At 59.2% G+C, this 24,442-nt stretch carries 25 protein-coding genes; 13 read left to right on the forward strand and 12 right to left on the reverse strand.

The annotated features are described in order from the left end of the window. The first annotated feature begins 110 nt into the window (after positions 1–110). A complete protein-coding gene (locus VGM18_20710) occupies positions 111–503 on the forward strand; it encodes a DUF3592 domain-containing protein (GenBank protein ID HEY3975434.1) in 393 nt (130 codons plus the stop codon). 27 nt (positions 504–530) lie between these two features. On the opposite strand, the gene VGM18_20715 is transcribed toward VGM18_20710, so the two are convergent. Then, positions 531–2,204 carry a serine/threonine-protein kinase gene (locus VGM18_20715; GenBank protein HEY3975435.1) on the reverse strand — a complete coding sequence of 558 codons (1,674 nt, stop codon included), beginning with the start codon at positions 2,202–2,204 and terminating at the stop codon, positions 531–533. Positions 2,205–2,348: 144 nt separating this feature from the next. Between VGM18_20715 and VGM18_20720 the strand changes: the two genes are divergently transcribed. Beyond that, positions 2,349–2,819 (forward strand): metalloregulator ArsR/SmtB family transcription factor, encoded by a 471-nt coding sequence (locus VGM18_20720; protein ID HEY3975436.1) that lies wholly within the window; start codon positions 2,349–2,351, stop codon positions 2,817–2,819. Then, the gene (locus VGM18_20725; protein ID HEY3975437.1) at positions 2,803–3,318 is read left to right on the forward strand and encodes an SRPBCC family protein; all 516 of its coding nucleotides are present in this window, start codon (positions 2,803–2,805) and stop codon (positions 3,316–3,318) included. The genes VGM18_20720 and VGM18_20725 overlap by 17 nt, the downstream gene beginning before the upstream one ends. A gap of 28 nt (positions 3,319–3,346) precedes the next feature. Here VGM18_20725 and VGM18_20730 read toward each other — a convergent pair whose 3' ends face one another. After that, the gene (locus VGM18_20730) at positions 3,347–4,258 is read right to left on the reverse strand and encodes a M23 family metallopeptidase (protein ID HEY3975438.1); all 912 of its coding nucleotides are present in this window, start codon (positions 4,256–4,258) and stop codon (positions 3,347–3,349) included. A gap of 461 nt (positions 4,259–4,719) precedes the next feature. Between VGM18_20730 and thiL the strand changes: the two genes are divergently transcribed. Then, positions 4,720–5,718, forward strand: coding sequence for a thiamine-phosphate kinase (gene thiL, locus VGM18_20735; GenBank protein HEY3975439.1), 999 nt, complete (start codon positions 4,720–4,722; stop codon positions 5,716–5,718). Between the two features lie 154 nt (positions 5,719–5,872). Beyond that, positions 5,873–6,478 carry a hypothetical protein gene (locus tag VGM18_20740; GenBank protein ID HEY3975440.1) on the forward strand — a complete coding sequence of 202 codons (606 nt, stop codon included), beginning with the start codon at positions 5,873–5,875 and terminating at the stop codon, positions 6,476–6,478. A 118-nt stretch (positions 6,479–6,596) separates the two neighbouring features. Here the strand turns inward: VGM18_20740 and VGM18_20745 are convergent, their stop codons facing one another. From VGM18_20745 to acpP, 6 genes are all read right to left on the reverse strand, one after another. Next, complete coding sequence (locus tag VGM18_20745; GenBank protein ID HEY3975441.1) at positions 6,597–7,352, reverse strand: lysophospholipid acyltransferase family protein; 756 nt, start codon at positions 7,350–7,352, stop codon at positions 6,597–6,599. Between the two features lie 54 nt (positions 7,353–7,406). Beyond that, on the reverse strand, positions 7,407–8,111 hold the full coding sequence (locus VGM18_20750) for a PilZ domain-containing protein (protein HEY3975442.1): 705 nt from the start codon (positions 8,109–8,111) through the stop codon (positions 7,407–7,409). Between the two features lie 197 nt (positions 8,112–8,308). After that, positions 8,309–8,731: a PIN domain-containing protein gene (locus VGM18_20755; protein HEY3975443.1), complete on the reverse strand. Its 423-nt coding sequence runs from the start codon at positions 8,729–8,731 to the stop codon at positions 8,309–8,311. 23 nt (positions 8,732–8,754) lie between these two features. Next, the gene (locus tag VGM18_20760; GenBank protein ID HEY3975444.1) at positions 8,755–9,021 is read right to left on the reverse strand and encodes a prevent-host-death protein; all 267 of its coding nucleotides are present in this window, start codon (positions 9,019–9,021) and stop codon (positions 8,755–8,757) included. A 100-nt stretch (positions 9,022–9,121) separates the two neighbouring features. Beyond that, positions 9,122–10,360: a beta-ketoacyl-ACP synthase II gene (gene fabF, locus VGM18_20765; GenBank protein HEY3975445.1), complete on the reverse strand. Its 1,239-nt coding sequence runs from the start codon at positions 10,358–10,360 to the stop codon at positions 9,122–9,124. Continuing rightward, positions 10,361–10,606 (reverse strand): acyl carrier protein, encoded by a 246-nt coding sequence (gene acpP, locus VGM18_20770; protein HEY3975446.1) that lies wholly within the window; start codon positions 10,604–10,606, stop codon positions 10,361–10,363. A gap of 501 nt (positions 10,607–11,107) precedes the next feature. On the opposite strand from acpP, the gene VGM18_20775 reads away from it, so the two are divergent. The 3 genes from VGM18_20775 (at position 11,108) to VGM18_20785 (ending at position 14,668) form a co-directional block, all read left to right on the forward strand. Continuing rightward, positions 11,108–11,575, forward strand: a complete 468-nt coding sequence (locus VGM18_20775) for a nuclear transport factor 2 family protein (protein HEY3975447.1) — start codon at positions 11,108–11,110, stop codon at positions 11,573–11,575. 35 nt (positions 11,576–11,610) lie between these two features. Next, a complete protein-coding gene (gene dtd, locus VGM18_20780; protein ID HEY3975448.1) occupies positions 11,611–12,060 on the forward strand; it encodes a D-aminoacyl-tRNA deacylase in 450 nt (149 codons plus the stop codon). 265 nt (positions 12,061–12,325) lie between these two features. After that, positions 12,326–14,668 carry a DUF6600 domain-containing protein gene (locus tag VGM18_20785; GenBank protein ID HEY3975449.1) on the forward strand — a complete coding sequence of 781 codons (2,343 nt, stop codon included), beginning with the start codon at positions 12,326–12,328 and terminating at the stop codon, positions 14,666–14,668. 83 nt (positions 14,669–14,751) lie between these two features. Here the strand turns inward: VGM18_20785 and folP are convergent, their stop codons facing one another. Further along, positions 14,752–15,702 carry a dihydropteroate synthase gene (gene folP, locus VGM18_20790; protein ID HEY3975450.1) on the reverse strand — a complete coding sequence of 317 codons (951 nt, stop codon included), beginning with the start codon at positions 15,700–15,702 and terminating at the stop codon, positions 14,752–14,754. A 130-nt stretch (positions 15,703–15,832) separates the two neighbouring features. Here folP and VGM18_20795 point away from each other — a divergent pair, with 130 nt between their 5' ends. From VGM18_20795 to VGM18_20815, 5 genes are all read left to right on the forward strand, one after another. Continuing rightward, positions 15,833–16,240: a cytochrome c gene (locus VGM18_20795; protein ID HEY3975451.1), complete on the forward strand. Its 408-nt coding sequence runs from the start codon at positions 15,833–15,835 to the stop codon at positions 16,238–16,240. Positions 16,241–16,322: 82 nt separating this feature from the next. Next, entirely contained in the window at positions 16,323–17,801 is a 1,479-nt protein-coding gene (selA, locus tag VGM18_20800; protein HEY3975452.1) for an L-seryl-tRNA(Sec) selenium transferase, read from the forward strand. A gap of 9 nt (positions 17,802–17,810) precedes the next feature. Continuing rightward, entirely contained in the window at positions 17,811–18,188 is a 378-nt protein-coding gene (locus tag VGM18_20805) for a holo-[acyl-carrier-protein] synthase (protein ID HEY3975453.1), read from the forward strand. A gap of 125 nt (positions 18,189–18,313) precedes the next feature. Next, a complete protein-coding gene (locus VGM18_20810) occupies positions 18,314–20,725 on the forward strand; it encodes a hypothetical protein (protein ID HEY3975454.1) in 2,412 nt (803 codons plus the stop codon). A gap of 105 nt (positions 20,726–20,830) precedes the next feature. Continuing rightward, entirely contained in the window at positions 20,831–21,910 is a 1,080-nt protein-coding gene (locus tag VGM18_20815) for an MlaD family protein (protein ID HEY3975455.1), read from the forward strand. A 258-nt stretch (positions 21,911–22,168) separates the two neighbouring features. Here VGM18_20815 and VGM18_20820 read toward each other — a convergent pair whose 3' ends face one another. The 3 genes from VGM18_20820 to lipA form a co-directional block, all read right to left on the reverse strand. Next, positions 22,169–22,468 (reverse strand): DUF1634 domain-containing protein, encoded by a 300-nt coding sequence (locus tag VGM18_20820; GenBank protein ID HEY3975456.1) that lies wholly within the window; start codon positions 22,466–22,468, stop codon positions 22,169–22,171. A 31-nt stretch (positions 22,469–22,499) separates the two neighbouring features. Then, entirely contained in the window at positions 22,500–23,297 is a 798-nt protein-coding gene (locus VGM18_20825) for a sulfite exporter TauE/SafE family protein (protein HEY3975457.1), read from the reverse strand. 105 nt (positions 23,298–23,402) lie between these two features. Then, positions 23,403–24,323 carry a lipoyl synthase gene (gene lipA / locus VGM18_20830; protein ID HEY3975458.1) on the reverse strand — a complete coding sequence of 307 codons (921 nt, stop codon included), beginning with the start codon at positions 24,321–24,323 and terminating at the stop codon, positions 23,403–23,405. Positions 24,324–24,442: the final 119 nt, after the last annotated feature.

The following is a 24,442-nucleotide window of genomic DNA, read 5'->3' on the forward strand; positions in this document are numbered from 1 at the left end:
AGTTTTTCACAGCTTGTAACACCTCCGTAACCTTTCCACCACTTCCACGCTTCCCGCATTCCGCTTATGCTGATGGAGAAGACGACGAAGACGATTTCGAGCTTCCTTGTATGGATTCACTGCGACTGTATGGGCTAGTGGCGGGCAGCGGCGTGGCTCTGCTGGGAGCTTACGCGCTGCTGCGGCGCAAACCAAAAACGCCCGATGCCCTGGAGCGCGAGCGCCGAGCGTGGCTGGAGAGCACGGGCCGGATCACGGACGGCACGGTGATTGACGTCCAGGAACTGCCAGCCGCCACCAATCACCACGCGGCCATTATGCTGATCTACAAATATGACGTGGCGGGAGTGTCCTACGAATGCTCGCAGGATGTCACGTATCTTCGGCAGTGGATCAATCTTCATTCCTGCCGGCTGGGCCTGCACACTTCGGTGAAGTACGATCCTCAGAACCCGGGGAATTCACTGGTAGTGTCGGAAAACTGGATGGGCTTAAGGCAATAAGAAAAACGCCAAGGAACTGCGGGGCGCTTACTGCCAGCTTAACCGCATAACCGTGTTGTGCCTCTCGATCGAGACCTGCAAAGATTTATCACCGCCGCCGACGAACTCACCGGAAACTGTGCGAGAAAGATCGACGGTCTCATCGGCCGACAGGGCTCTTACCCGAATCGTATGTTGTCCCGCCGGAATTTTAAGCGTTTCCGACTCGGCGCCTCGCAATCCGTTGAACACGACCAGATGTTTCTGATTCGTGCCGTGGAGCGGACGCGTTAAGGTCAGCTTGTCGTCGACCCAGACAAACAGCGTGGCGTCTTTGAATTGGTGCTGCACCGCAAGTTCGAGAGTGGAAAGCGGCACGACAATCTGTTTTGCGATCTGTTTTGCCGCGCGTCCGGCGGCAGGGACTTTCCTGGGCTTTGGGATTTGGGCGGCCGGTGCGGCCGGCGCGGCCGCCTGAGTTCCCGCGGGAGGAAAGCTTGCGACGGCAGGTTGCGCGCTGCCGGAGCTGGTTTCAGGCGGAACCGCAGGGATGTTCACGGGAGCATTCATGACTTTCGGAGCCGGCAACACCAGCAGCTTTGTCTGGGCTCCGACGAACACCAGCACCACAAGTATCGCCATTCCCAGAATCACGTCTCGAAGGGGCGCTTTCTTGATGACGCTATTGACCAGTTTCTCAGCCTCTACTACTTCGGCCACATGATTGGTGCGAGAGGCTGTTTGCCGGGCTGTACCGGTGCGAGCGCTTCCGATGCCGGTCGCGGAGAGCGCCCCCGCGCGCATGGAAGTCGTAGTCGACCCCAACGGGAACACGTGCTGTAACTGCCGCACGGCTTCGGCAAACTCTGCGCCCCGCTGGTAGCGTTGCTCAGGATCCTTCGCCATGGCGCGAGAGATCACTTCATCGAGCTCGCGAGGAAGAGCCAAGTCGAGGGCGCTTGCCGCCACGGGCTCGCGGTTCGCAACTTTGAAGCAGACGGTAGTGGCGCTATCCCCTTGAAATGGAGAGTGGCCCGTGACCATGGCATACAGAATCACGCCCAGCGAAAACAGATCGGAGCGCCCATCTACTCCTGCGCCGCTTAGTTGTTCGGGAGCCATGTAGGCCGGAGTTCCTAACACTCTGCCGGGGATTGTGAAATGCGCCAGATTCAGCTTGGCAATGCCAAAGTCGGCGATCTTGACGTGGCCCTCGGCAGTAATCAGTACATTTCCGGGCTTGATGTCGCGGTGAATCACGCCCTGGGAGTGAGCGTAGTCGAGAGCTTCGGCAATCTCTTCCACCAGTTGCAGCGCGGTGGCGAGGGGAAGCTTTTTTTCGCGCGCCAGAATACGGTTCAGCGGTTCTCCGGCTACGTACTCCATCACAATATAGGGGTCGTGATTCTCAGGATTCTCGCCCACGTCAAAAATGGCAACGATTCCGGGATGGTGCAGGCGCCCGACCGCCTGCGCCTCATTGATAAAGCGCAAGCGAAATTCCTTTTCCTCGTCCGGTTCCTGCCCGTTGAGGGAGACGGTTTTCACAGCAACCAGGCGGTCGATCTGCGGGTCTCGCGCCTTATACACTATGCCCATCGCGCCGCGGCCTAACTGGGCCACAACCTCATAGCGGCCAAAGCGTAGCGTCTCCGGATTCTGGGTTTCCAGATTCCCGGTCTTGGAAATCGCGGTCTTGGGATCGATCTTCAGATTCTCCATGCAGTAGAGCCTTGCCAAAAACGGACGGACCCTGACCGATTTCTCGCCAAGGGAGGGGAGTCTGACTATGTTAGCGCCACTATAGGCGGCTTCCGACATCTACGTCGGCATGACACATTACGCCCGTAACGTTTCAAGAAGGTCTTGACAATTGGTGCTCTCAATTTATATAACTATTTAGTTATGGAACTTAATGGTTATGAACCTTCGAACCCCAGGCCGCACTTGGACGCGATCTTCGCGGCGCTCGCCGATCCCACACGACGCGCCATCTTAGCCAGGCTCGCAGCGGGTGAGGCTTCGGTCGCACAACTGGCTGAACCATTCGCGATGTCTCAGCCGGCGATCTCAAAACACCTCAAAGTGCTGGAGCGCGCCGGCTTGATTTCGCGGGGTCGCGACGCGCAACGCAGGCCCCGACGGCTGGAGTCCAAACCTCTCGCCGAAGCTACGGGATGGCTGGAGGGCTATCGTCAGTTGTGGGAGCAGAGCTTCCACCGCCTGGATGCAGTTCTCGATAACTTGAAAACTCAAGAGCAAAGGCAAGAGCTAAGGCTCCGGAAATCACCAGAATCACCGCAGGAAAAGGAGAAGAAGCATGGCATCGACGAGTGAAGCCAGGAAGTCATCGACGAAGAACTCCAACCCGCTCGAAATCACTACGCCCACCGATCAGGAGATTGTCATAACGAGAGTTTTTAGCGCTCCGCGGAGACTCGTTTTCGAAGCCTGGACCAAACCCGAGTACGTGCCGCTGTGGCTATTGGGACCGGAGGGCTGGGCTATGCCGGTCTGCGAGATCGACCTGCGTCCGGGCGGAACATGGCACTTTGTGTGGCGCAATCGCGATGGCAAAGAGATGGAAATGCGCGGCACGTATCGAGAAGTCTCGCCGCCTGAGCGGCTGGTTTCCACGGAATCGTGGGGCGCCGACTGGCCCGAAACGCTGAACACCCTTGCATTCTCGGAAGAGAACGGGAAGACCAGAATCACCAACACGATTCTTTATCCGTCGAAGGAAGCGCGGGATGCGGCCCTAAAGACGGGAATGAAGAGCGGGGTGGAGGCGAGCTACGACCGGCTGGCGGGCTGGCTGGCGTCGCAAAGCGCCTGAGTTATAAAACCGGGTTCCTGCGGTGGTTCTAACTCCCGGTAGAGAAACCGCCATTGTGGGCGACGGTCATACGGAGATATTTGTAAGGATTGACGGGAGTGTCATTGATGCGGACTTCATAGTGGAGGTGGGGTCCGGTGGAACGTCCGCTGTCTCCCACAAAACCAATCACGTCACCGCGATGGACCGATTGGCCGGCCATCACAGCATAGCCGGAAAGATGGCCGTAGCGGGTACTGATGCCGTTGCCGTGGTCGATCATCAGGGTCTTGCCGTAGCCACCCAGCAAATCGCTGAATGTGACAATGCCATCTGCGGGAGCGATGATCGGAGCGCCAACGCTGCCGCCAATATCGACGCCGCTATGGAATGCGCCCTCTCCGTTGAACGGATCGATGCGCTCGCCGAAGCTGCCCGTCACGGGGCCTTCTACCGGCCACAGGTTGGGCGCAGAATTCGCTTTAAACCAGTCGGCCGTGGTGGCGTTGCGGGTCAGGCCCATGGTTAGTCCGACCATAGTCGCGCCGGTCAGGGCGGAGGTCCGCAAAGCGTGCAACTGGTCGAGCGATGAGCTTACTTCAGCGTCATGAATCTGGTCGGTGGTCGCAGTGACCAAAGTAGGTTGCGCTTTCAGACCATACAGCGCTGAAACCTCGCCGGCGATCGAACCCAGGGAAGCGACTTGCACATCGCGCTCTTTGGCTACCTGCTCAAGGCGGGAATAATTGTTTTTGAGCTGATCTTTTTCGGTGCGCAACTGGTTGTAGCGCGAGACCTTCAACAGCATGCGGGTATAAGAGCTGGCAATTCCGGTCAAGCTGAGGAATCCGATGGCGGCGCCTACGACGAATACGTAGAGGTAATGCACGGGGATGGAAATCTTGCGCAACTGGCCGTCGTCGCCGCGGGCCACAAAAAGGATGTAAAAGCGTTTCTGCAAATCGCTCCTCGAACCGCTGAACCGCCAGATTTGTTGCGTAGGTCCGGGATTTCAGCCTAGTTTCTTAGTTGCCAAAAGGCCAACTCGGACCACCTGATATTTTCGGGCTACGCTCCCATCTTGGGAATGGAAAACTCTCGCGCGCCCTACCCCTACTGGGACTGCGACCAGAGCCTGAAAGCGCTCACCGCTGCAATCTCAATCGATTGCAGAACTTAGCTCGGCCAAAGGTTATGTGAATGACTGGTTAACGGTAACAAACTGGGTTCCCCCTGTCAACGAGTCACAAGGTCATTTTGGGTTACTGAAGCCGGGTAACCCCCGGAGCGATTGGGACAGGTTACGAATGTTCCGACTGCGCCCTACCCGTGTGGAATCCGCCCCAGCACCTTAATCGACGGAGGTATAGTAATGGCGCCGTGCCATTTCCGGAAAAAGCGCTGATTGCACAGATTCGCCGGATGGCGAGACTCGGCAAGCGGAGACAGACGGGCAAAGCCTGCCCTGAGGTTGTCGAAGGGAGTGTCCGCCCAATAAGTGTCCGGCGCAGGCGGGCCAATGTTGTGACCGGCATTGGAGACGACTGCGCAGTGCTGCGACCGCTGCCGGGACACGAAACCCTGGTCACGACAGACTTCACGCTGGAAGGCATTCACTTCCGGCGCGAGTGGCATGCGCCGGAATCAGTCGGTCATCGCTGTCTGGCACGAGGGTTGAGCGACATCGCCGCCATGGGTGGCGAGCCGGTCGCGGCGTTCCTGTCGTTAGCGCTGCCGCGGAACCTTCCTCAAGCCTGGGTAGGGCGCTTCGTTCGCAGCCTGATAAGCCTGGCGGAGAAATTTGGCGTAACCCTTGCCGGTGGCGACACGGCCGAATCTCCTGATGGGATTCTCGCGGACATCATTGTGGTGGGCAGGGTGCCCAAGGGCAAGGCTGTGCTGCGTTCGGGGGCTCGGCCCGGCGACCGCATCTTTGTCAGCGGCGAGCTCGGCGGTTCGGCCGCCGCTGTGCTGCGGATGAGGACACGCCCTACGAAAAAGGTGAATGTCCGCGATTACGCCCGCCACTTCTATCCCGAGCCACGGATTGAGTTGGGCCGCATCCTGCGCGAGAGGGGATTGGCATCGGCCATGATTGATGTGAGCGATGGACTCTCTACCGACCTGGCGCATCTTTGCGAAGAGAGTCGCGTGGGAGCCGAACTGGATGCGGCGCTCATTCCCCGCGCCCGGGTAGGTAAGCCGGCCCGCGAAGTGGGTTTAGATTTGGCCCTGCATGGGGGCGAGGATTACGAGTTGCTATTTACGGTTCCCGTGAACAAGCGGATCCCGTCCCAGATTGCGGGGGTGGCGCTGACTTGCATCGGGCAGATTACCCGCTCCCGAAAGATACTTTTGCGCACCGGTCCTAAGCGGGCGTTTGGGCTCCAGGCTCGGGGATGGGAACACTTCCGGAAATAGTGGTCAGTGGTTAGTGACGATGGGAGAAGAGTTGAGCTCTGACCGCTGGTACTGAGTACTGATCACTGACCACTGATCACTGATCACTGTTCCCGTTACCTCCGTCACTAGTCTGTCTCTATGCTCGGAGTGAAAACCGGGCTAGAGTAAAAACATGTCGTCCAGTAAATTACTCCTCCTCTCAGTTTGCGGTTTGTTGCTAATCAATTCCGCACTCGCGCAGAAGAAACAAGCGCCTCCGGCGCATGCGAAGACTCCGTCCCCGGCGGTGACGGACGAACTCATTCACAAGCAGTTTGGCGATAATTGCTCACTCTTGGCGGGACCGCCGCAGTTCGTCGCCGATATGGATGGGGACGGCATTGACGATCTGGTCGTCGCGGCGCGATGCAAGAATCCGATGGCCGATCAGGCCGAATACAGCTTCGTGGTTGCCGACCCTTATGACAGCTTTCTCGGCTACAGCGACGTAAAAATCACGTCGACGTTTGCATCGGATGAACCGGACCGCCGCGGCATCAGCCTGCTCATCATTCACGGAGCGGAAAAAGACGCGTGGCAGGCGGAGAAGCCCAAGGCCAAGTTTCTGCTGATCAATCTGCCGTTCAAGTCTCTGGCCGTCAAAAGACTGGCGATGAAGAAGAGAACCGTGCTCGGCATCTACATGGAAGAAAAAGGCGAAGGCGAAGACACTTCTTCGGTCATCTTCTGGGACGGTAGAAAATATAAATATCAGGCGTTGGGATCGACGCTGGAGTAGGGCTATTTACGAATTGCAGATTTCAGATTGCAGATTTCGGATTGAAAACCAATCTCAGCTACTGACGATCGATACCATCACCGAACTCTGCAATCTGCAATCTTAAAAACTACAATCCTCAGCTCCGCTTACAGTAGTACGGGAACTCAGCCGTCCCGACCTTTCCCACGTTAGCTTCGCTGAACTCACAGACCCGATCAAGCGCCGCCTGTAGCTCGTCCGTATAGCGCGCGATATCTTCGTCGCTTACGTTGTGGGGAACGGGAATCAGCTTGCCGAAGCGCACCAGCACGCGTGAGAAGGGCCTGGGAATCATCATGCGATCCCAGGAGTTGAGCACCCAGGCCTTATCGACCGCGGCGTGGAACATAGTTAGCGGCACGCCGGACGATCTTGCCAGAGCTACCGGGCCAGGCTTCACTTTGTGACGGGGACCGCGCGGCCCATCGAGAGTAAAGGCGACCGTCCATCCATCTTCGAGCGCGCGGCGCAGGCCGAGGAGTGCGCGCACGGCGTTGCGGCTGCTGGATCCCTTCACGGCGACGAAGCCGAACTTGCGGATGATGCGGCCCATGTACTCGCCGTCATAACTGTTGCTGCTCATCACGCGCACGCCGAGGTTGCGGCAGATGTAGGTGGCAGGGATGATGCAGGAGTGCCAGAAGGAACCGATAAGCGGCCGCTGATCGAGGGTCTGCTGCGCCCCGTCTTCAAAGGAAACGCCGACGCGCAAAGTTGGGCCGATCATGCGAATGAGCCAGTATCCGAGCGCAATAATGACGCGCAGGACGAGTCGCTGGCGGAGTGTGAAGCGGCGCGCACTCGCGGCCGCTTGCGCCGGCGCGGCTGGGTCGCGAGTGCTGGCTTCGGGCACGCGCCTATTGTAATGCCCGACCGCGAGACAGTTCACCGCGCTCAGTTTCGGTGTTCAGTTTTCGAGGTAGGAATCGATCCAGCTCTTGACCTTCTGCCGTTGTTTGTCGGCACTGTCGAAGCGCACTCCGACGGACTTGGGTTTGCGCCAACTGACCGAACCACGAAGGTTGACGCGAGGCAAGGTCATGAGAGCAAAGGAAATTTCCACATTGCTTCCGATGGAAAGGTCTTCGCCGGTCTTGACCGACATGCCGCCGCTGCTGAGTTCGATGCTGGCCGCGCTGATGCGACGCCCATCGCCGAAGATAGAGACCTCGGTCAACACGGGGATGCGCACATATCTGCGGAATTCGTGCAGCACCAACATGCGCGTGCCGCGGATCAGCTTGAGCGCGGCGGGCCGCTCCAGCGGTTCGGCGAACATAGCGTTGATGCCATATTTCGAGTAGCGCATGGCTTCCTGCGCGTTGCCGCCCACGCCGTAAAGCACGCAACGACTGTTGGACGGAGAGCTGCGAGCCGCTTCCATCACGGCATCGGCGCCCTCGCCCAGGCTGAGTACGCAGGCCTCGAACTTTTCTTTGGTCAGGCGCTCGGCGGCGTTTTCGGTGACGGCGACGGTTTCAATTCCAAACTGCCGGAACCCTTCCGAGAGCAGCAGGCGAGCGGGCTCGTTCAAGTTCACGAGCGCGGTGCGGGCAGCTGCTTTACGGGCGGGAAGAACAGGCGTAACGGATGTGGCGAAAGCTTTATCCATGAGGGAAAGACTCACTTTCGAAAGCTATTGTGAATGCGTTCGCGATAGTTGAAAAGACACAAAGGGTCTAGAGGCGAAGTACCAAAGTGCGGTTACTGTTTGCGAGGCGGCGCGAGAGAGGACATTACGCACGCCATGTGCCGTAAATTGAAGCAGTTGCGAACGGCTGAAACCGGCACCCCGCTTGGGGTTTGGGGTTAATCTTCTCTAACCTGGTTGGACTTCGCCTGCGCCTCGAGGAATATTTCAATGTTGCTTGTCGTCCACACGGAGACGCCGGTTCCGAAGAAGTCCGTATCTTCGGTCCAAACCGCGCATCCCAATTCCAGTGCGGCGGCCAGGACGGGCCAGTCACCCTCATCGCGGCCGCGTAGGCGCTGCCGGGAATCACTTTCACGAAGCCCATACCAGTCCGGCTCGATTGGTGCCACGAAGCTTTGCAGGAATGCGAGCGCTGCCGGTACCGCCGTCTCCGGCCTGCCGCGCTTTTTCAAAAGGGGTGGAAGATATTTGCGAGCGTCCTCAAAGGCGATATCGGGGGCGAAGAAGCGAACTCCCCGCAGTGAATAGGTCTCGATCAGATGCCGGACCCGACGGCCGAGGACGGCGCGAATCAGGATGTTGGCGTCGACTCACGATCATGTCAGCGCGGAGAGCTCTTGCCGCGTCGGCGAATTTTCTTGAAGTCGGATACTAACTCTTCCTCGTCGACGTCAGCCAATACCTCGGCCAGACGGTCCGCAGCCGCCTTCAGTTCAGCCACATCGGCTTGTTCGGGCCGTTTTCGGCGCGTGGGAACATACACGCCCAGAGTCTCGCCACGCCGCGTGACGGCGACGGGCGTTTCCGATTCCAGGAAAGTTGTGATGCGTTCGCGAAACTCGCGCACGCCAACTTTAATTGTAGGCATAAGAGACTAGCCTCCATGTGTACGCATAGTGTACGCTTGTGGCTACGGAAGCGCAACTGCCGGTATCCGAGGTCAACGCCTGAATTTTGAGGTGGAGCAGTTACTCGCTCCAACGGCGGAAGAGCAGCGCGCCATTGGTGCCGCCGAAGCCAAACGAGTTCGACATGGCGTATTCGAGTTCCGCCTTGCGCGCCTGATTGGGTACCAGGTCCATGCCGGCGGTATCGGGATCGGGATTTTCGAGATTAACGGTCGGAGGCAGAATCTGGTCGCGCAACGCCAGAATAGTAAGTCCGGCTTCGAGTCCGCCGGCGCCGCCGAGCAGGTGGCCGGTCATTGACTTCGTGGAGCTTACGGGAATTTTGCGCTCGCCAAAAAAATTGCGAATGGCATGGGCTTCGAGCGTATCGCCGATCGGGGTCGAAGTGCCGTGGGCATTAACGTAGCCAACCACGTCGGGCGTCACCTTGGCATCGCGCACCGCGTTCCGCATCACGCGGAATCCGCCTTCGTGCTCCGGCGCTGGCTGGGTCATGTGGTAGGCGTCGCCGGACATGCCGTAGCCTGCGACCTCGGCGAGAATCGGAGCCCCGCGTTTACGGGCAGACTCCAACTCTTCCAGGATCATGATGCCCGCGCCTTCGCCCATCACAAAGCCATCGCGATCCTTGTCCCAGGGACGGCTGGCTCGTTCGGGTTCATCGTTGCGCGTGGAAAGCGCACGCATCGCGGCAAATCCGCCGACACCCATGGGCGTAATTGCAGCCTCAGAGCCGCCGGCAATCATTACATCGGCATCGTTGTGCTGAATAATGCGGAAAGAATCGCCGATCGAATGGGCGCTGGTTGTGCACGCGGTGGCCGTAGCCTCGTTCGGTCCCTTGGCCCCAAAGCGCATGGAAACGTGCCCGGCCGCGAGGTTGATGATGGAAGCGGGAATAAAGAACGGAGAAATCTTTCGGGGACCACCCTCGACCAGCGCGGCGTGTTCGCGTTCGATGATGTCGAAGCCGCCAATGCCCGATCCGATGTGCACGCCGACGCGCTCATCGTTCTCGGGCGTGATTTTCAGTCCGGACATTTTCATAGCTTCTTCCGCGGCGGCGATCGCCAGGTGGATGAAGCGCCCCATCTTCTTGACTTCTTTTTTCTCGATGTAGTTCAGCGGGTCGAAGTTCTTGACCTCGGCAGCGATCCGGCAGGCGAAGTCGCTGGTGTCGAAGCGGGCAATCCGCGCCACACCGCTCTTGCCGGCGAGCAGGGCCTTCCACACTTCGTCAGTGGAATTGCCCACGCCGCAAATCAATCCGAGGCCCGTGACTACGACCCTGCGTCCCAACTATTTCCCTGCTTTCGCGTGTTTGCCGATGTAGTCGACCGCGTCCTGGACGGTGCGAATCTTTTCCGCGTCTTCGTCGGGAATTTCGATATCAAACGCTTCTTCGAATGCCATAACCAGTTCAACGGTGTCGAGCGAGTCGGCGCCCAAGTCGTCGACGAACGATGCGCTGGCGGTGACTTCGCCCTCGTCCACTCCCAACTGCTCCACGATAATCTGCTTTACCTTTTCTTCAACGGCTGCCATGTTTTCCTCGCTTGCTTCGATTAGATTTGAATACCGGTGCTTTGGTCGCGCCAACGCAAGACTTCGTACTCTTTTGATTCGGGCGGCCCTCCGCAAAGTCTGGCACGTCTTAACTACGCATTTCACTCACTTTGGTGCGCGTAGCGATACGAAAAATGCGAGTGTGTAGTTTAATTGTCCCAGTGAATTAGTGTAAAGGAAGGTCGCCGCCGCTTCCGGCAGAGCCTCGGCTGACTTGTGATTGCACTCCTGAATCCTAAAGGCAGGGCATTGCCGGGGTCAAACGTTGGCGCGGAGGAATAAGAACGGCGGAAGGTTCGTAGCAGGGCATGTCTCCAGACGTGCCGCCAGCAGCCGTCGATTCGATCGGCTTCAGCCGCCGGATTTCGCTAACGCGATGGCAGCGGCTAAAGCCGAACTTGTTTTCTCGCCGCCCTGCGGCATGTCTGAAGACATGCCCTGATACGAACCCACTTCCCAATGTCAAGGTAGGTCGGCGTTATGATGGGTCCGTTAGAATCTGCGCCTGAGGTGTCGCACGTGAAATATGCGTTATTGTTCGTGATGCTTTGTCCCCTGGCGGTAGCTGCGCCCTGTCCAAGCGGCCAGGCGAAGGATGGCGACGCCTTGATTCAGATCGAGCAGACCTGGGCGCGCTCGCTGGAACAACACGACGCCGCGACGCTCGGCTGCATTCTGGCCGACGAGTTCGAAGATGCTGGTCCTGACGGCAAGGTCACGGGTCGCTCCAGCACACTCGCCAAAGCTGCGGAGCATCGCGCCGTCCATCATGAATTGACGGAGTTGCGTCCGCACGTGCAGGGGGACTTCGGATATATCCGCGGAGTAGCCCGGGCCGTCGATGCGCAAGGCAAGATTGTCGCTACGGTGCGCTTCACCGACGTCTACGCGTATCGCGATGGACGCTGGCAGTGCGTGGCCGGACACGAATCGCTGTTCAGCAATTAAGCTCGCCGTAGTCGCCCGCTGAATTGAGGAGCTTTATGCGTGCCGTCGTGCAGCGCGTGAGCCGCGCCAGGGTTACGGTTAACGAGCACGTCAGTGGCGAGATCGGCCTGGGATTGCTGGTTTTGCTCGGCGTCGGACATGAAGATGCGGAGGTCGATGCGGCTTACCTGGCCGAAAAGATCGCCGGCCTGCGCGTCTTTGAAGACGACGAAGGCAAGATGAACCGCTCCGTGCAGGACGCCGGCGGCAGCGTGCTCGCGATTTCGCAGTTTACATTGTACGGAGACGTGCGCCGGGGCAAGCGGCCGTCGTTCGATGCGGCGGCGCCGGCTGAATCTGCGCGGCGGCTGTATGAGTTTTTCGTCGAACGCATCCGGGCTTCGGGCCTGCGCTGCGAAACCGGCCGCTTTCAGGAAACGATGCGCGTGGAACTGGTGAATGAGGGACCGGTAACCGTGCTGTTGGATTCGGCCAAGACATTCTGAAACAGACTTCCTTCAAGAGATTTTGTAACGATAAGCAATGCAGCTAGCTGGATGGTCTTCCAGTGCTTGCCTAAGTGGCTTAGGAAAACCGACAATACCTCCATCGGGTTTCTGCTGTAGAGGCGTGCTTCTCTCCAAATGAATCTTAGATCGGGGGCTGCGCCAGGCGTTTGCCTAACGCGGCTCGCGCCATGAGTCTGTAATCAGGGTCAGCAACCAACGCCAGGGAGCGGGGGTTGAATGCTTGTTTCAGGGGATGACATCGATGACGAAGACACTTACGAAGAATCTCCGCGGTCTGCGGGGAACGATCGCTTTAATGGCAGTGGCAACAATAATGCTAGGCGCTGCGCTGGCGCAGCACGCAGTGGCTCAGGACAACTCCGATCAAGATGATCCGCCGACGCGCGTCGCCCGTCTCGGATATCTGCAAGGTTCGGTGTCGTTTCAGCCAGCGGGTGAATCGGACTGGGTGCAAGCGGCTTCGAACCGGCCCATGACCACCGGCGACCAATTGTGGGCTGACCGGGACTCGCGCGCTGAACTCTCGCTGGGGTCGGCGATGATCGATCTGAACAGCAATACCGGCGTTTCCATTCTCAATTTGGATGACCGCACCGCACAGATTCAGTTGAGTTCGGGATCGATCAATGTGCGCGTCCGCCATCTGGATCGCGACGATGTTTTTGAAATCGACACACCGAACCAGGCTTTTTCGATTGATCAGCCGGGCCGCTACCGGGTCGAAGCCAGCGAAGATGGAAGTTACACGGTGGTCAGCATCCGCGAAGGCGAGGGCGAATCGACCGGCAACGGCGAAAACTACACTCTGCATGCGGGGCAGCGCGCCACCTTCGAGGGCACAGACAGACTGAACGCCCAAGTCGAAGATTTGGGCGCGCCCGACGATTTCGACAACTGGAGCGAAGGGCGCTATCGCCGCTATGAAAGCTCGCGCTCGGCGAGATACCTCTCTCCGGATATGGTGGGCTACGAAGATCTCGATGACAACGGCGACTGGCGTCCCGATCCAGGCTACGGCAATGTCTGGTTCCCACATGTGGCCGCTGGCTGGGCTCCCTATCATGATGGCCATTGGGCCTGGATCGATCCCTGGGGATGGACTTGGGTGGATGACGCACAGTGGGGCTACGCTCCGTTCCACTATGGTCGATGGGCATCGGTGGAAGGCCGCTGGGGCTGGATTCCGGGACCTGCGGCGGTTCGACCGGTCTATGCGCCTGCCTTAGTCGTGTTCGTTGGCGGCGGCGGAGTCGGCGGCAATATGGCCTGGTTCCCGCTGGGCCCGCGTGAAGTGTATGTGCCGCCGTATACGGTGAGCCGAAACTACGTCAACCAGGTTAACGTGAGCAATACCACCGTGAACGTGACTCAGGTGACGAATGTCTACAACACGACCATCGTCAACAAGACAACCACCATCACGAATGTCACGTATGTAAACCGGAACGTGAATGGCGCCGTCACCGCGGTTCCGCAACAGGCGTTTGCCAGCGGACAACCCGTCGCCCATGCTGCGGTCGCGGTCAACACTCGGGAAATTGCCTCGGCACCGCTGAGTGTACGTGCGGCGGTTGCGCCCACTCGAACCAGCGTGCTCGGAGTTCACGCCAATACAGCGAATCATGTGGCAGCGCCTCCGGCTGCGGTATTGAGCCGCCCGATTGTCGCGAAGGCCAAAGTGCCGCCGCCGCCGGTACCGTTCGCAGCCCGGCAACAGGCTCTGGCGGCGCATCCTGGGCAGCCTATCGCAAAGCAGCAGATGCGGCAGTTGCAGCAGTCGCAGCCCCGGAATACAACGGCGGTTGCGCGCCCTCCGGTAAAGCAGGCGCCTCCAGGAAAGCCGGCGACCGCGACTCCGGCGCGGCCTGGCACCCAGCCGGGGAATCCCAACGCGAATCGGCCCGGCAGCGCGCCGGCAAACCAACCCATGAATCAGCCGGGAAATCAGCCTGGGAACCGGCCGGGGAATCCTCCTACAACCAATGAGCGGCCGGGCGCAAGTCCCGCGCAACCGAACCGTCCCGAACCGAATCGGCCCCAGCCCAACCAACCGGCGCCGAACAATCGTCCAGCGGAGCCGCCAGCACGCAGCGATCGTCCACCGTCGGCGCAGCCGAATAATCGGCCCGAGACGAATCGGCCGGAAACGACCCAGCCGCAGCCGAACCGTGCCGAGCCAAATCGGCCGCAGCCCAATGAGCCGGCACCGAGCACTCGGCCGGCGGAGCCACCGGCCCGCACCGACCGTCCGCCATCTGCGCAGCCGAATAATCGACCGGAGCCGAACCGCCCCGAATCGAATCGGCCACAACCAAGTCAGCCGGCACCGAACAATCGTCCGGCGGAGCCGCCGGCCAGAACCGACCGTCCGCCTGCGGCGCAGCCGAATCGTCCGGAACCGAGTCGTCCCGAGACGAATCGGCCACAACCCAATCAACCTGCGCCAAACAATCGGTCGGCGGAGCCGCCGCAGCGCACTCCTCCGCCGCAGGCGCGACCGGCGCAGCCTCAGCAGCACCAGCCAACGCCGGAAGAGAAGAAGAAGCAGGAAGAGCAGCGCAAACAGCAGGAAAAGCCGCAGTAGTGCAAGCACGATGCGGCAATCCGAGATGCAAAGGCGCCCGACACTCGGGCGCCTTTTGTTTGAAGCCAGGAGCCAGTGTCTCCCTAGCACGCTTGCAGAATCGCGTCGGCCACACGCGCCGCCTCCACCGCGGCTTTTACGTCATGAGTCCGCACGATGTGCGCGCCTTTCAGAATGAGGGCAGTTTGAGTCGCAAGGGTTCCATAGAGGCGAGCTTCGGGCGGAGCATCCTTTCCGTCTTTGGCCAGCGTGCGGCCAATAAAAGATTTCCGCGAGGTGCCCGCCAGCAGAGGGAATCCCGCAGACTGTAATTCACTGAAGCGAGCCAATAGCGGATAATTCTGATCGAAGCTCTTGCCGAATCCGAAGCCGGGATCGAGCACGATTCGTTCGCGGCGAACGCCGGCGAGCACAGCCTTTTCCGCCAACTCTTTCAGTTCCCGTTTCACCAGCAGAACGATGTCCCCGGGAGGCGGCAGCGCGCGCCATTCTTCGGGGCGTCCGCGCATATGCATCAGCACTGCGCCGCAATTGAGATCGGCGATCGTCTTCGCCATCTTTGCATCCCAGCGAAATCCACTGACGTCGTTCACGATCTCGGCTCCGGCGCTTACGGCTGCGCGGGCTACATCTGCTTTGTAAGTGTCGATTGAGAGGACCGCCGCAGGATGCTTCTTCTTCAGTGCAGTAATAACGGGAAGTACGCGGTTGAGTTCTTCTTCTGCGGTAACGGGCACGCCAGCGGCGGCGGCGCCGGCCGCTTTCTTTGGGCGAGGACTTGTCTTCAAGTCGACTGGCGTTGCTACCTCGACATCGACGCGCGCTCCGGGACGCGTGGACTCGCCCCCAATGTCAAGGATGTACGCGCCCTCATCCAGCAACCGTTCAGCGTGCGCAATGGCTTGGTTGGGGTGCAGAAACTGGCCGCCATCGGAAAATGAATCTGGAGTAACGTTGACGATGCCCATGATGAGCGTTCGTTTGCCCAGTTCCAGCATGCGTCCACCCAGGCTCCATTGAAAGACCGGTCTCATGCGGGCACGATTCTAAATCACAGCCTCGGCCGAAGTGATTCCGGCGGTACTATCTGCGCTGCCTGGCTGGCGTCCGGGTTTGCTCTATCATTGCAAAGTAGCTGGCGGCAGTACATCGAGGGAAACGTTCATGCAACTGAAGTACTTCGGATTATTAGAGCTGTCGGGCGAAAACGGATTGGTGCGAATCTTCGTCATGACAATTCTCGTGACGGCCCTGGCGGCGATTTCAGCGTGCGATATCCAGCGCCGCAAGTCGGACGCCGAACTGGGCCTGAATGCGCAACAGTCTGCCGGCCGCAAAATCTACGATGACCGCTGCGATCGCTGTCACGAGCCTTACTCCACTCGCGGCAAGAAAGGCCCCGGCCTCCAGGGAACGTTTCAGCACAAGTATCTTTCCCTGAGCGGATTGCCGGCGAACGACGAGCGGGTGACCGATATCATCCGGCTTGGCCGCAATGAAATGCCAGGCTACGGTGAAACTTTGAGTTCGCAGGACATTCAGAACCTGCTTGCGTATCTGCACACGTTGTAGCCACCTTTCCGACGAAAGCACAAGCGTTTCGGAAATTTCATGGGATAATCCGGAGTTGGGCAATTAAGGATCGAGTAATCCGATGAAAAAGGCGGAGAAATCGGAGCTATTTCGTGAGCTTCCGTCCGTCGATGAGACTCTGCGACTACCCGGCATGGAGTCTCTCGCAGCCATCCACGGGGTTGCGCCCGTCACCAAGGCCGCGCGCGCGGTGCTCGCCCGTTTGCGGGAAGAAGTCGCCTCAGAATTACTGGACAAGGCCACCCTCCAACTTGCTTTGGATGGATTGCACAATGCTATCGAGGAACTCCTTCGTCGAGCGCTCGGCCCGTCGTTGCGGCCGGTGATCAACGCGACCGGCGTCATTTTGCACACCAACCTTGGCCGCGCTCCACTGGCCGAATCCGCGCTGGCACACATCCGCGCAACTGCTGGAAGCTTTTCCAATCTCGAGTTTGATCTTGAATCCGGATGCCGCGGCAAACGCGATATCCATGTAGACCGCCTGTTTGGAAGCCTGCTCGGCGAGACGGCAACTCCACTAGGCACTTCCGCCGGGCTTCGCCATGGCGAGAAAGACGAGACAACGGTCTCTACATCTTCGAATGTCTCGACCATCGTGGTAAACAACAACGCCGCCGCGGTTCTGCTGGCCCTCAACACGCTGGCGGAAGGCGGAGAGGTGGTTGTCTCTCGCGGGGAACTAGTCGAGATTGGCGGATCGTTCCGCATTCCCGACGTGATGGCGAAATCGGGTGCAAGCTTGCGCGAAGTGGGCACGACCAATCGCACTCGCACCGCCGATTATGAAAACGCCATTACCGAGCGCACACGGCTGCTGCTACGCGTGCATCGCTCGAATTTTGAGATCACAGGCTTTACCGAGCAGGCTTCTACCGCCGACCTGGTGACATTGGCGCGGCAGCATGAGCTGCCTCTGATGGAAGACCTGGGCAGCGGTGCGCTCGTCGACCTGGGGAATTTCGGCATCAGCGGCGAATCCAGCGTGCTCGACAGCCTGCGCGTCGGGGTGGACATTGTGACCTACAGCGGCGACAAATTGCTGGGCGGGCCGCAGGCGGGCCTGATTAGCGGCCGTGCCGATCTGGTGGCCCGCATGCGCGGTAATTCTCTGTTCCGCGCGCTGCGGGTCGATAAGCTCACGTACGCCGCGCTGGAGGCGACTTTGCTCGCTTACGTGAAGCGCGACCACGACGCGATCCCCACACTGAGAATGATGCGCCTGACGCGCGAGGCGATTGGGCGGCGCGCCGAGGCTCTGGCGGCGCAGATTGCGTCGTCAAAATTGATTGCGGAAGTTGTCGAGGGCGAATCGGTAATCGGGGGCGGGGCGGCGCCCTCTTCTGTCCTGCCGACTCGAGTGTTGGCGTTGGCTTGCGCCGGACTTAGCGCAGACGAACTAGCTGCCCGCCTGCGAGCGGCCGATCCGCCAATCATCGCCCGCGTCGAACAAGGGCGCGTGCTGCTGGATTTGCGCACGGTGTTTGCCCAGCAGGATGAAATGATCGAGGCGACTCTCGTATCGCTCGGCAAAGGATAATTTTCGACCATGATCGTAGGCACGGGCATCGACATCGCCGAGGTTCCACGCATCCGCCAGTCCATAGAGCGCTTCGGCGATCGTTTTTTGCACCGGATTTATACCGCAGGAGAAATTCGCTATTGCGATTCCAAGGCGAACCGCGTCGAACGTTATGCCGCGCGCTTTGCGGCCAAAGAAGCCGCGATGAAGGCTTTGGGCACGGGCTGGAATCATGGCGTGCGCTGGCGCGATTGCGAGGTCATACGCCTGTCCGGCGGGCGGCCGACGATGTCGTTTCATGGCAGGGCCGGAGAATTCGCTGCAAAATTGGGGGTGAAAAATGCCGCGCTCTCGATCTCGCACACCGCCGAACAAGCAATCGCACAGGTGATTCTGGAAAGTTAATACGCTTCGCAGCCGAAACCGAATGACAGCCAGGTTTGGCAAGCTAACTGACCCACTACTGAAGTCATACTCCTTCCCAAACGGCAGCGCCGCCATCTGCTAGACTGTCGCCTTCCAATTCATTTATGCCCGTTCTCACTCCGGTTGCTGCGCCAGCCTCAAGCTCGACTGAAATCTCGGAGACCACTCTGCTGGCGGGCTTGGCGCTCACCAGCTTCGCCGCCCTCCTGCTGGAATTGGCATTGACAAGGCTGTTCTCAGTAGTTCTCTTCTATCATTTCGCGTTTCTGGCGATTTCGATTGCCTTGCTGGGATTAGGCGCAGGGGGAGTGTTCGCCTATCTCCTAAAACCGCGGCTCGCGGCCATCGATACGCGCACCCTGGCCGCACGCTTGTGCATGACGAATGCGGTAGTGGTGCTGGTCGTGCTTGAAGTCGTGCTGCACGTCCCGGTTGCGCTACAGGTTTCCTGGGCGAACTTCGCGCGGCTAACCGCGCTCTATCTAACCGCAGCTGTCCCATTCTTTCTCACCGGACTTCTCTTCGCGGTAGTATTCGCGCGTGAGACTCGCCGCATCCCGCGTCTGTATGGCGCCGACTTATGCGGCGGAGCGCTGGCCTGCCTGGCCGTCGTCCCTTTGCTGAATTGGGTAGGCGGGCCGAACGTCATTCTGGTCGCGGGAGTTGCCCTGGCCTCCGCGGGGATGATCTGGGCCGGATCGGGCTCGCTGCGCCGCAATGCTGCCGTGCGCGCGATCATCTTGCTGGCGTTGATCGCCGCGAACCACTCCGGGCGACTCATCGACGTAGTTTACGCGAAGGGGATGTTCCGCGATCCGTCGTGGGTAGAGTTCGCGCGCTGGAACTCGCTTTCACGCGTGGAAGTCGACCGCCAGGGCCAGGCTAAGGCCATTGTGATTGATGCCGACGCTTCCACCTACATCATGAATGCCGAGATCGCGCGCTGGCACGAGACGGCATGGGAACACAATCTGATGGCGTCACCGCCGGCACTGGCCAATGTGCTGCGGCCGCATGGCGAGTTCGCGATTATCGGACCCGGCGGCGGAGTCGATGTGTTGCGTGCCGTGGCCAACGGGAGTCCAAGCGTGACTGGGATCGAAATCAATCCCATTATCGCTAACACCATCATGCGCGGGCGTTACGCCGATTATGCGCAACATCTCTACGACCGTCCCGACGTTCATATTCACGTAACCGACGGGCGTTCATTCTTGCGTTCCACCCAACAGCGGTTCGATGTGGTGCAAATGACCTTGGTGGATACGTGGGCCTCGACCGCGGCCGGGGCGTTCGCGCTCAGCGAAAATAATCTCTATACCGTCGAAGCGTTCAGCGAGTACTTCAATCACCTCAAGCCTGATGGCATGATTGCCATCACGCGCTGGGAATTCCGCCATCCGCGCGAGGCCTTGCGCGTGGTCGCGGTCGCGATGGAAGCGCTGCATCGGCTGGGAATCGCGAACCCGGCCCGCAACTTCATCGTCGCGTCGCAGGGATCGCTCGACGAAGACGGCATCCCGGTTGTTGTGCTGGCGAAAAAGACTCCGTTCACGCCGGAAGAAGAGACGGCGGTGACCGCGCATTTCGATCGTTACTCTGAAGTCGAGCCACTGTATCTGCCGTCGCAGCCGGGGCGGAATCCGTTTTCGAATCTGATTGCGAGCAACGATCCCTACGCATTTGCCAGCAGCTACGCTTACAACGTCACGCCTGTGACCGACAACGCGCCCTTTTTTTTCTTCACGCTCAAACCGGCACAGATCCTCGGCGAAAAAGGATTGCGCGAAGGCATCGACTGGAAAGTGAACCTCGGAGTGTTGGTGCTCCTGCTGGTGCTGGTGATTTCTCTGGTCGCGGTGCTGGCGTTTTTGATTCTGCCCCTGGCATTGAGGACGCGGATGAGGATGCGGAAAGAGCGCCAGTCACCGATTTTTCTTCTCTATTTTGTTGCAGTGGGGTTGGGCTACATTCTGGTCGAAATCGCGTTCATCCAGCGGTTCGTACTGTTTCTCGGCCATCCGACCTACGCGCTTACGGTGGTAATTTTTCTGCTGATGCTCTCCAGCGGAGCCGGGAGCCTGGTTTCGCGACGCTGGCTGCCGCGCACGAACTTGTGCTGGGTACCGTTGGCGCTTGCGATCGCGGCGCTCCTCGTCGATATATTGTTTCTGCCTGGACGGTTGGCGGCGCTGGTCGGCATGGACTTCGGATATCGCCTGCTGATTAGCGGCGTTCTTCTCGTCCCCCTTGGATTCATCATGGGGATGCCGTTTCCCACCGGCTTGCGCGCGCTTGCCGCTTTGCCCTCTGCGGAGTTTCCGGTGGGAAACGCAGTCTCCGGTAATTCAGTCGAATGGGCCTGGGCAATGAATGCGGCCGCCAGCGTTCTAGGATCGGTGCTGGCAATGGTCATCGCCATTCAGTTCGGATTGACCGCTACTCTGGCATGCGGAGCCGGCGCCTATTTGCTTGCGCTGCTTCTGACGCCTGCTCTGAGCACGAAAGCAGCGTAGGATTCGCCGCGGTTTTTGTTATCATGCTGCGAGGAGCCGGGCGTCGTCCTGAGCTGTTCTCGCGACCGGCGCATTCCCCTCAGACTGTTACCATGAGGAAACTATTTGCCTAGCCAGAAGCAGCTCAAGTGGTCGCAACTGCGCGTTGGGATCACGGTGATCGTTGCCAGTTTGACGCTGGGATTTCTGTTGTTCCTCATGTCCGGGACAGCTGGGTTTTTCACTCCGCGCATCACTTTGAAATCTTATTTCGATAATGCACAGGGACTGCGCCAGGGGGCTCCGGTGCGTCTGAGCGGCGTGGATGTGGGCAACGTCACCGCCATTCGCATCGTTCCCGACAAAGATAAGCAGCTCACTCCCGTCGAAGTCACGATGAAAGTGAGCACGAAATACAGCTACGCCTTGCGCCGCGATTCGATGACGTCGCTCGATACCGCCGGTGTGCTTGGGGAAACCTACCTTGATATCGAGAGCGCCCAGTCCGTTGGACCTCCGGCCCAAGACGGAGACACGCTGCCCACGCAAGTGCATCCCGACTTTAACGAAGTGGTGCGCGCCAGCCAGAGCACGCTGGAAAATATGGACGCACTGTTGAAGCGGGCCGATCGCATCCTCGCCTTCGCAGAGAGCGGCAAGGGATCGCTCGGAAAACTCATCTATGATCCGACTCTGTACAACCGCTTCTCCGCCACGGTCGCGGAATTTCAGGGGATCGTGCAACAGATAGGCAGCGGCGAGGGAAGCCTGGGCAGGCTCATCAGCCGCAACGATGCCTACGACAAATTCATTGCTACGCTCGACAAGATGAATGGCGTGATCGACGACCTGCAACAGGGGAAAGGAACGGCCGGAAAGTTCCTGAAAGATCCGTCGCTCTACAACAACGCCAACGACACGATCGCCAACGTGAAGAAGTTGACGGAAGACATTAATGCGGGCAAAGGCACGCTGGGCAAGCTGAGCAAGGATGAAGAACTGGCCAAAAAGCTTGATAACACCATCAGCAAGCTTTCGGACTTAACCACCGAACTGGAAGCCGGGCAGGGCACTGCCGGCAAACTTTTTAAAGACGAGACCCTCTACAACAACGCCAGCGAGATGCTGGTTGAGACACGCGCGCTGGTAAAAGGGATCCGGGAAAACCCCAAGAAGTATTTGAGCATTAAGCTGCACATCTTTTGAATTATGGGTAAACGACAAATAGCAAAGTCGAAAGCACGGCTCGAAGCGGAACGGCAATTGCGACTAGTTGCCCGAGGTGTGCTCGTGCCGCCGAAAAAGAAACGCCGCTCCACTCGTCCCTGGCCGCAACCTCCAGGAAAAATTTCCGATGAGGTTATGGCGCAAGTGTTGTGGGAAGAGCGCGAAGGGCGGTAATGCAGGGTCGGTTTCGCTCGACAGGCCAGCCGAGGCGGCTGCCCCACGGGAATGACTCTGGCCTTAGTGTTCGCCGATTCCGAAGACCGATCCCAGCATCAAGATGATCAGCACACCGAGAGAGATCCATCCATATTTTCTATCTTTTTCTCGGAAGAATAAAAAGCAAGCGACGATCACTCGCACGACCGGCGTGGCCAGCATTAGAAGAACTCCGGAGCGTTCAATGCCCAGAGGAATGCGGCCGTGGACGAATAGCCCAACAATCAATCCCGCCAGCATGACGAAGAAACAACCGAACGCACCCACCCGCAGCACGAGCGCTACAACGCGGTCGAACTCGGGCTCGCGCACCTGACTCATGACAACCCCCGCAGGTCGCTCATGACAGCGCTCATAACCATCCCCGTAGCAAATGGAAAATCAAATGCCCGGCCAGATAGAACATGACTGCGACCAACAGATAGACGACGACCTTGGTGTGAACGCGCGGGGCGAGGCGCGCGCCGGCAAGCGATCCCACGAACACGCCCACCGCGAGCGGCGCGGCGATTTCCGGCAGAATGTCGCCCCGGCGGTAATAGACGATGGCGCTCGCCGCCGCGGTTACCCCAATCATGAAGTTTGAGGTTGCCGTGGCCACCATCAGAGGCACATTCATGAAGATATACATGACTGGCACTTTGATGGGCCCGCCGCCGATTCCAAGCAGTCCCGATAACGCACCCGCTACAAGAGAAGCCGCCAATCCCAGGGGATAGCGTTCAGGTTCGTATGGCGGGATGACGGTTTCGCCTACGTCAGGCGCGGATTCTTCCTCCAGCGGTTTCACCTTTCCGCCTTTACTCAGAATCGTGATGGCGCTGTACAGCAGAAAGGCGGCGAACAATCCTTCCAGCGCGTTGCGATTGAAGTATCCCACCAGATATGCCATGACCGCCGCGCCCAATGCCGTGGCCAATTCGAGCGTCATACCCAGACGAATGTCGGTAGTGTGGCGCTGTAGGTGAACCGAGGAGCTGGCGGCCGAAGTGGTAATCACCGCGACCAGGCTGGTTCCAACCGCTTCGCGAATCGGGATGCCGAAATAGAGCGCGAGAATCGGCGTGAGCAGAATGCCGCCGCCGATGCCGGTCAGCGCGCCCAGAAAACCCGCGAAGAGTCCAAGGATAACCAGCAGAGCCGTTACCACGGGAGCTGCGGCCTCCTTATGCCGATTTGTTCGATGGAGATACTAGCCGCGGGGACGGTCGTGTTTGATCGAAAGCTCTTGGCGGGGCAGCCGGTTGGCCGCAAGCTAAGACACCGCCCGTGGAGCTGCTGCCGCATCCGCGTGCTCGTGCGCGTGATAGCTCGACCGCACCAGCGGTCCCGACTCAACGTGGCGGAAGCCGAAGCGCAAGGCTTGGTTCCGCAAGTAGGTGAATTCTTCGGGCTCGTAGAAGCGGGCGATCGGCAGGTGATCTTTCGACGGCCGCAAGTACTGGCCAACCGTAAGAATGTCGACGCCGCGCGTGCCCAGATCGCGGAAGACTTCAACTAATTCTTCCGACGATTCGCCCAGACCAACCATCACGCCGCTCTTGGTGACCATGCCGGGCGAGAATTTCTTGGCGTTCTCCAGCAGTGTGAGAGTGCGTTCGTAGCGCGCTCCGGAGCGAACTGCGCGATACAGGCGCGGAACCGTCTCGGTATTGTGATTGAGCACGTCGGGCTTCGCGCCGAGCACGATGCGCAACGACTCTTCCAACCCCTGAAAATCCGGGATGAGCACTTCCACGCGGCAATCAGGCGTGAGTTCGCGAATCTCGCGGATGGTCTCGGCGAAAATCCGGGCGCTGCCGATGTTGTCGTCATCGCGGTTCACGCTGGTCACCACCGCATGCTTCAAGCCTAACGTGGCCACAGCCTCGGCCACACGGCGGGGCTCATCCAGATCGATGGGCTCGGGACGGCCCTTGGGCACGGCGCAGAAACCGCAGCGCCGCGTGCAAATGTCGCCCAGCAGCATGAACGTGGCGGTCTTGTGGTTCCAGCATTCGCCGATATTCGGGCACTGCGCCGACTCGCAGACGGTATGCAGCCCTAAGCCGCGCGCGAGTTTCTTCAGATTGTGGAAGTTGTCGCCCACGGGAGCTTTCGCGCGCAGCCATTGCGGCTTCGGCGCACGCACCGGAGGGCCAACCTCAATTTGAATGAGTTGTGAAGGCGCTGCCATCTTTTCGATTCTACCAGTTTAAGGTTTTCGGACCGGAATGCATGCGCTCGCGCGTACCGTTCTAGTTTGAGATCTTCGCGTTCTTTGCAGCATTTCTTGGAAGAAATTCCGCAAAGAAC

This window comes from Candidatus Sulfotelmatobacter sp. (assembly GCA_036500765.1).
Classification (GTDB): domain Bacteria; phylum Acidobacteriota; class Terriglobia; order Terriglobales; family Acidobacteriaceae; genus Sulfotelmatobacter.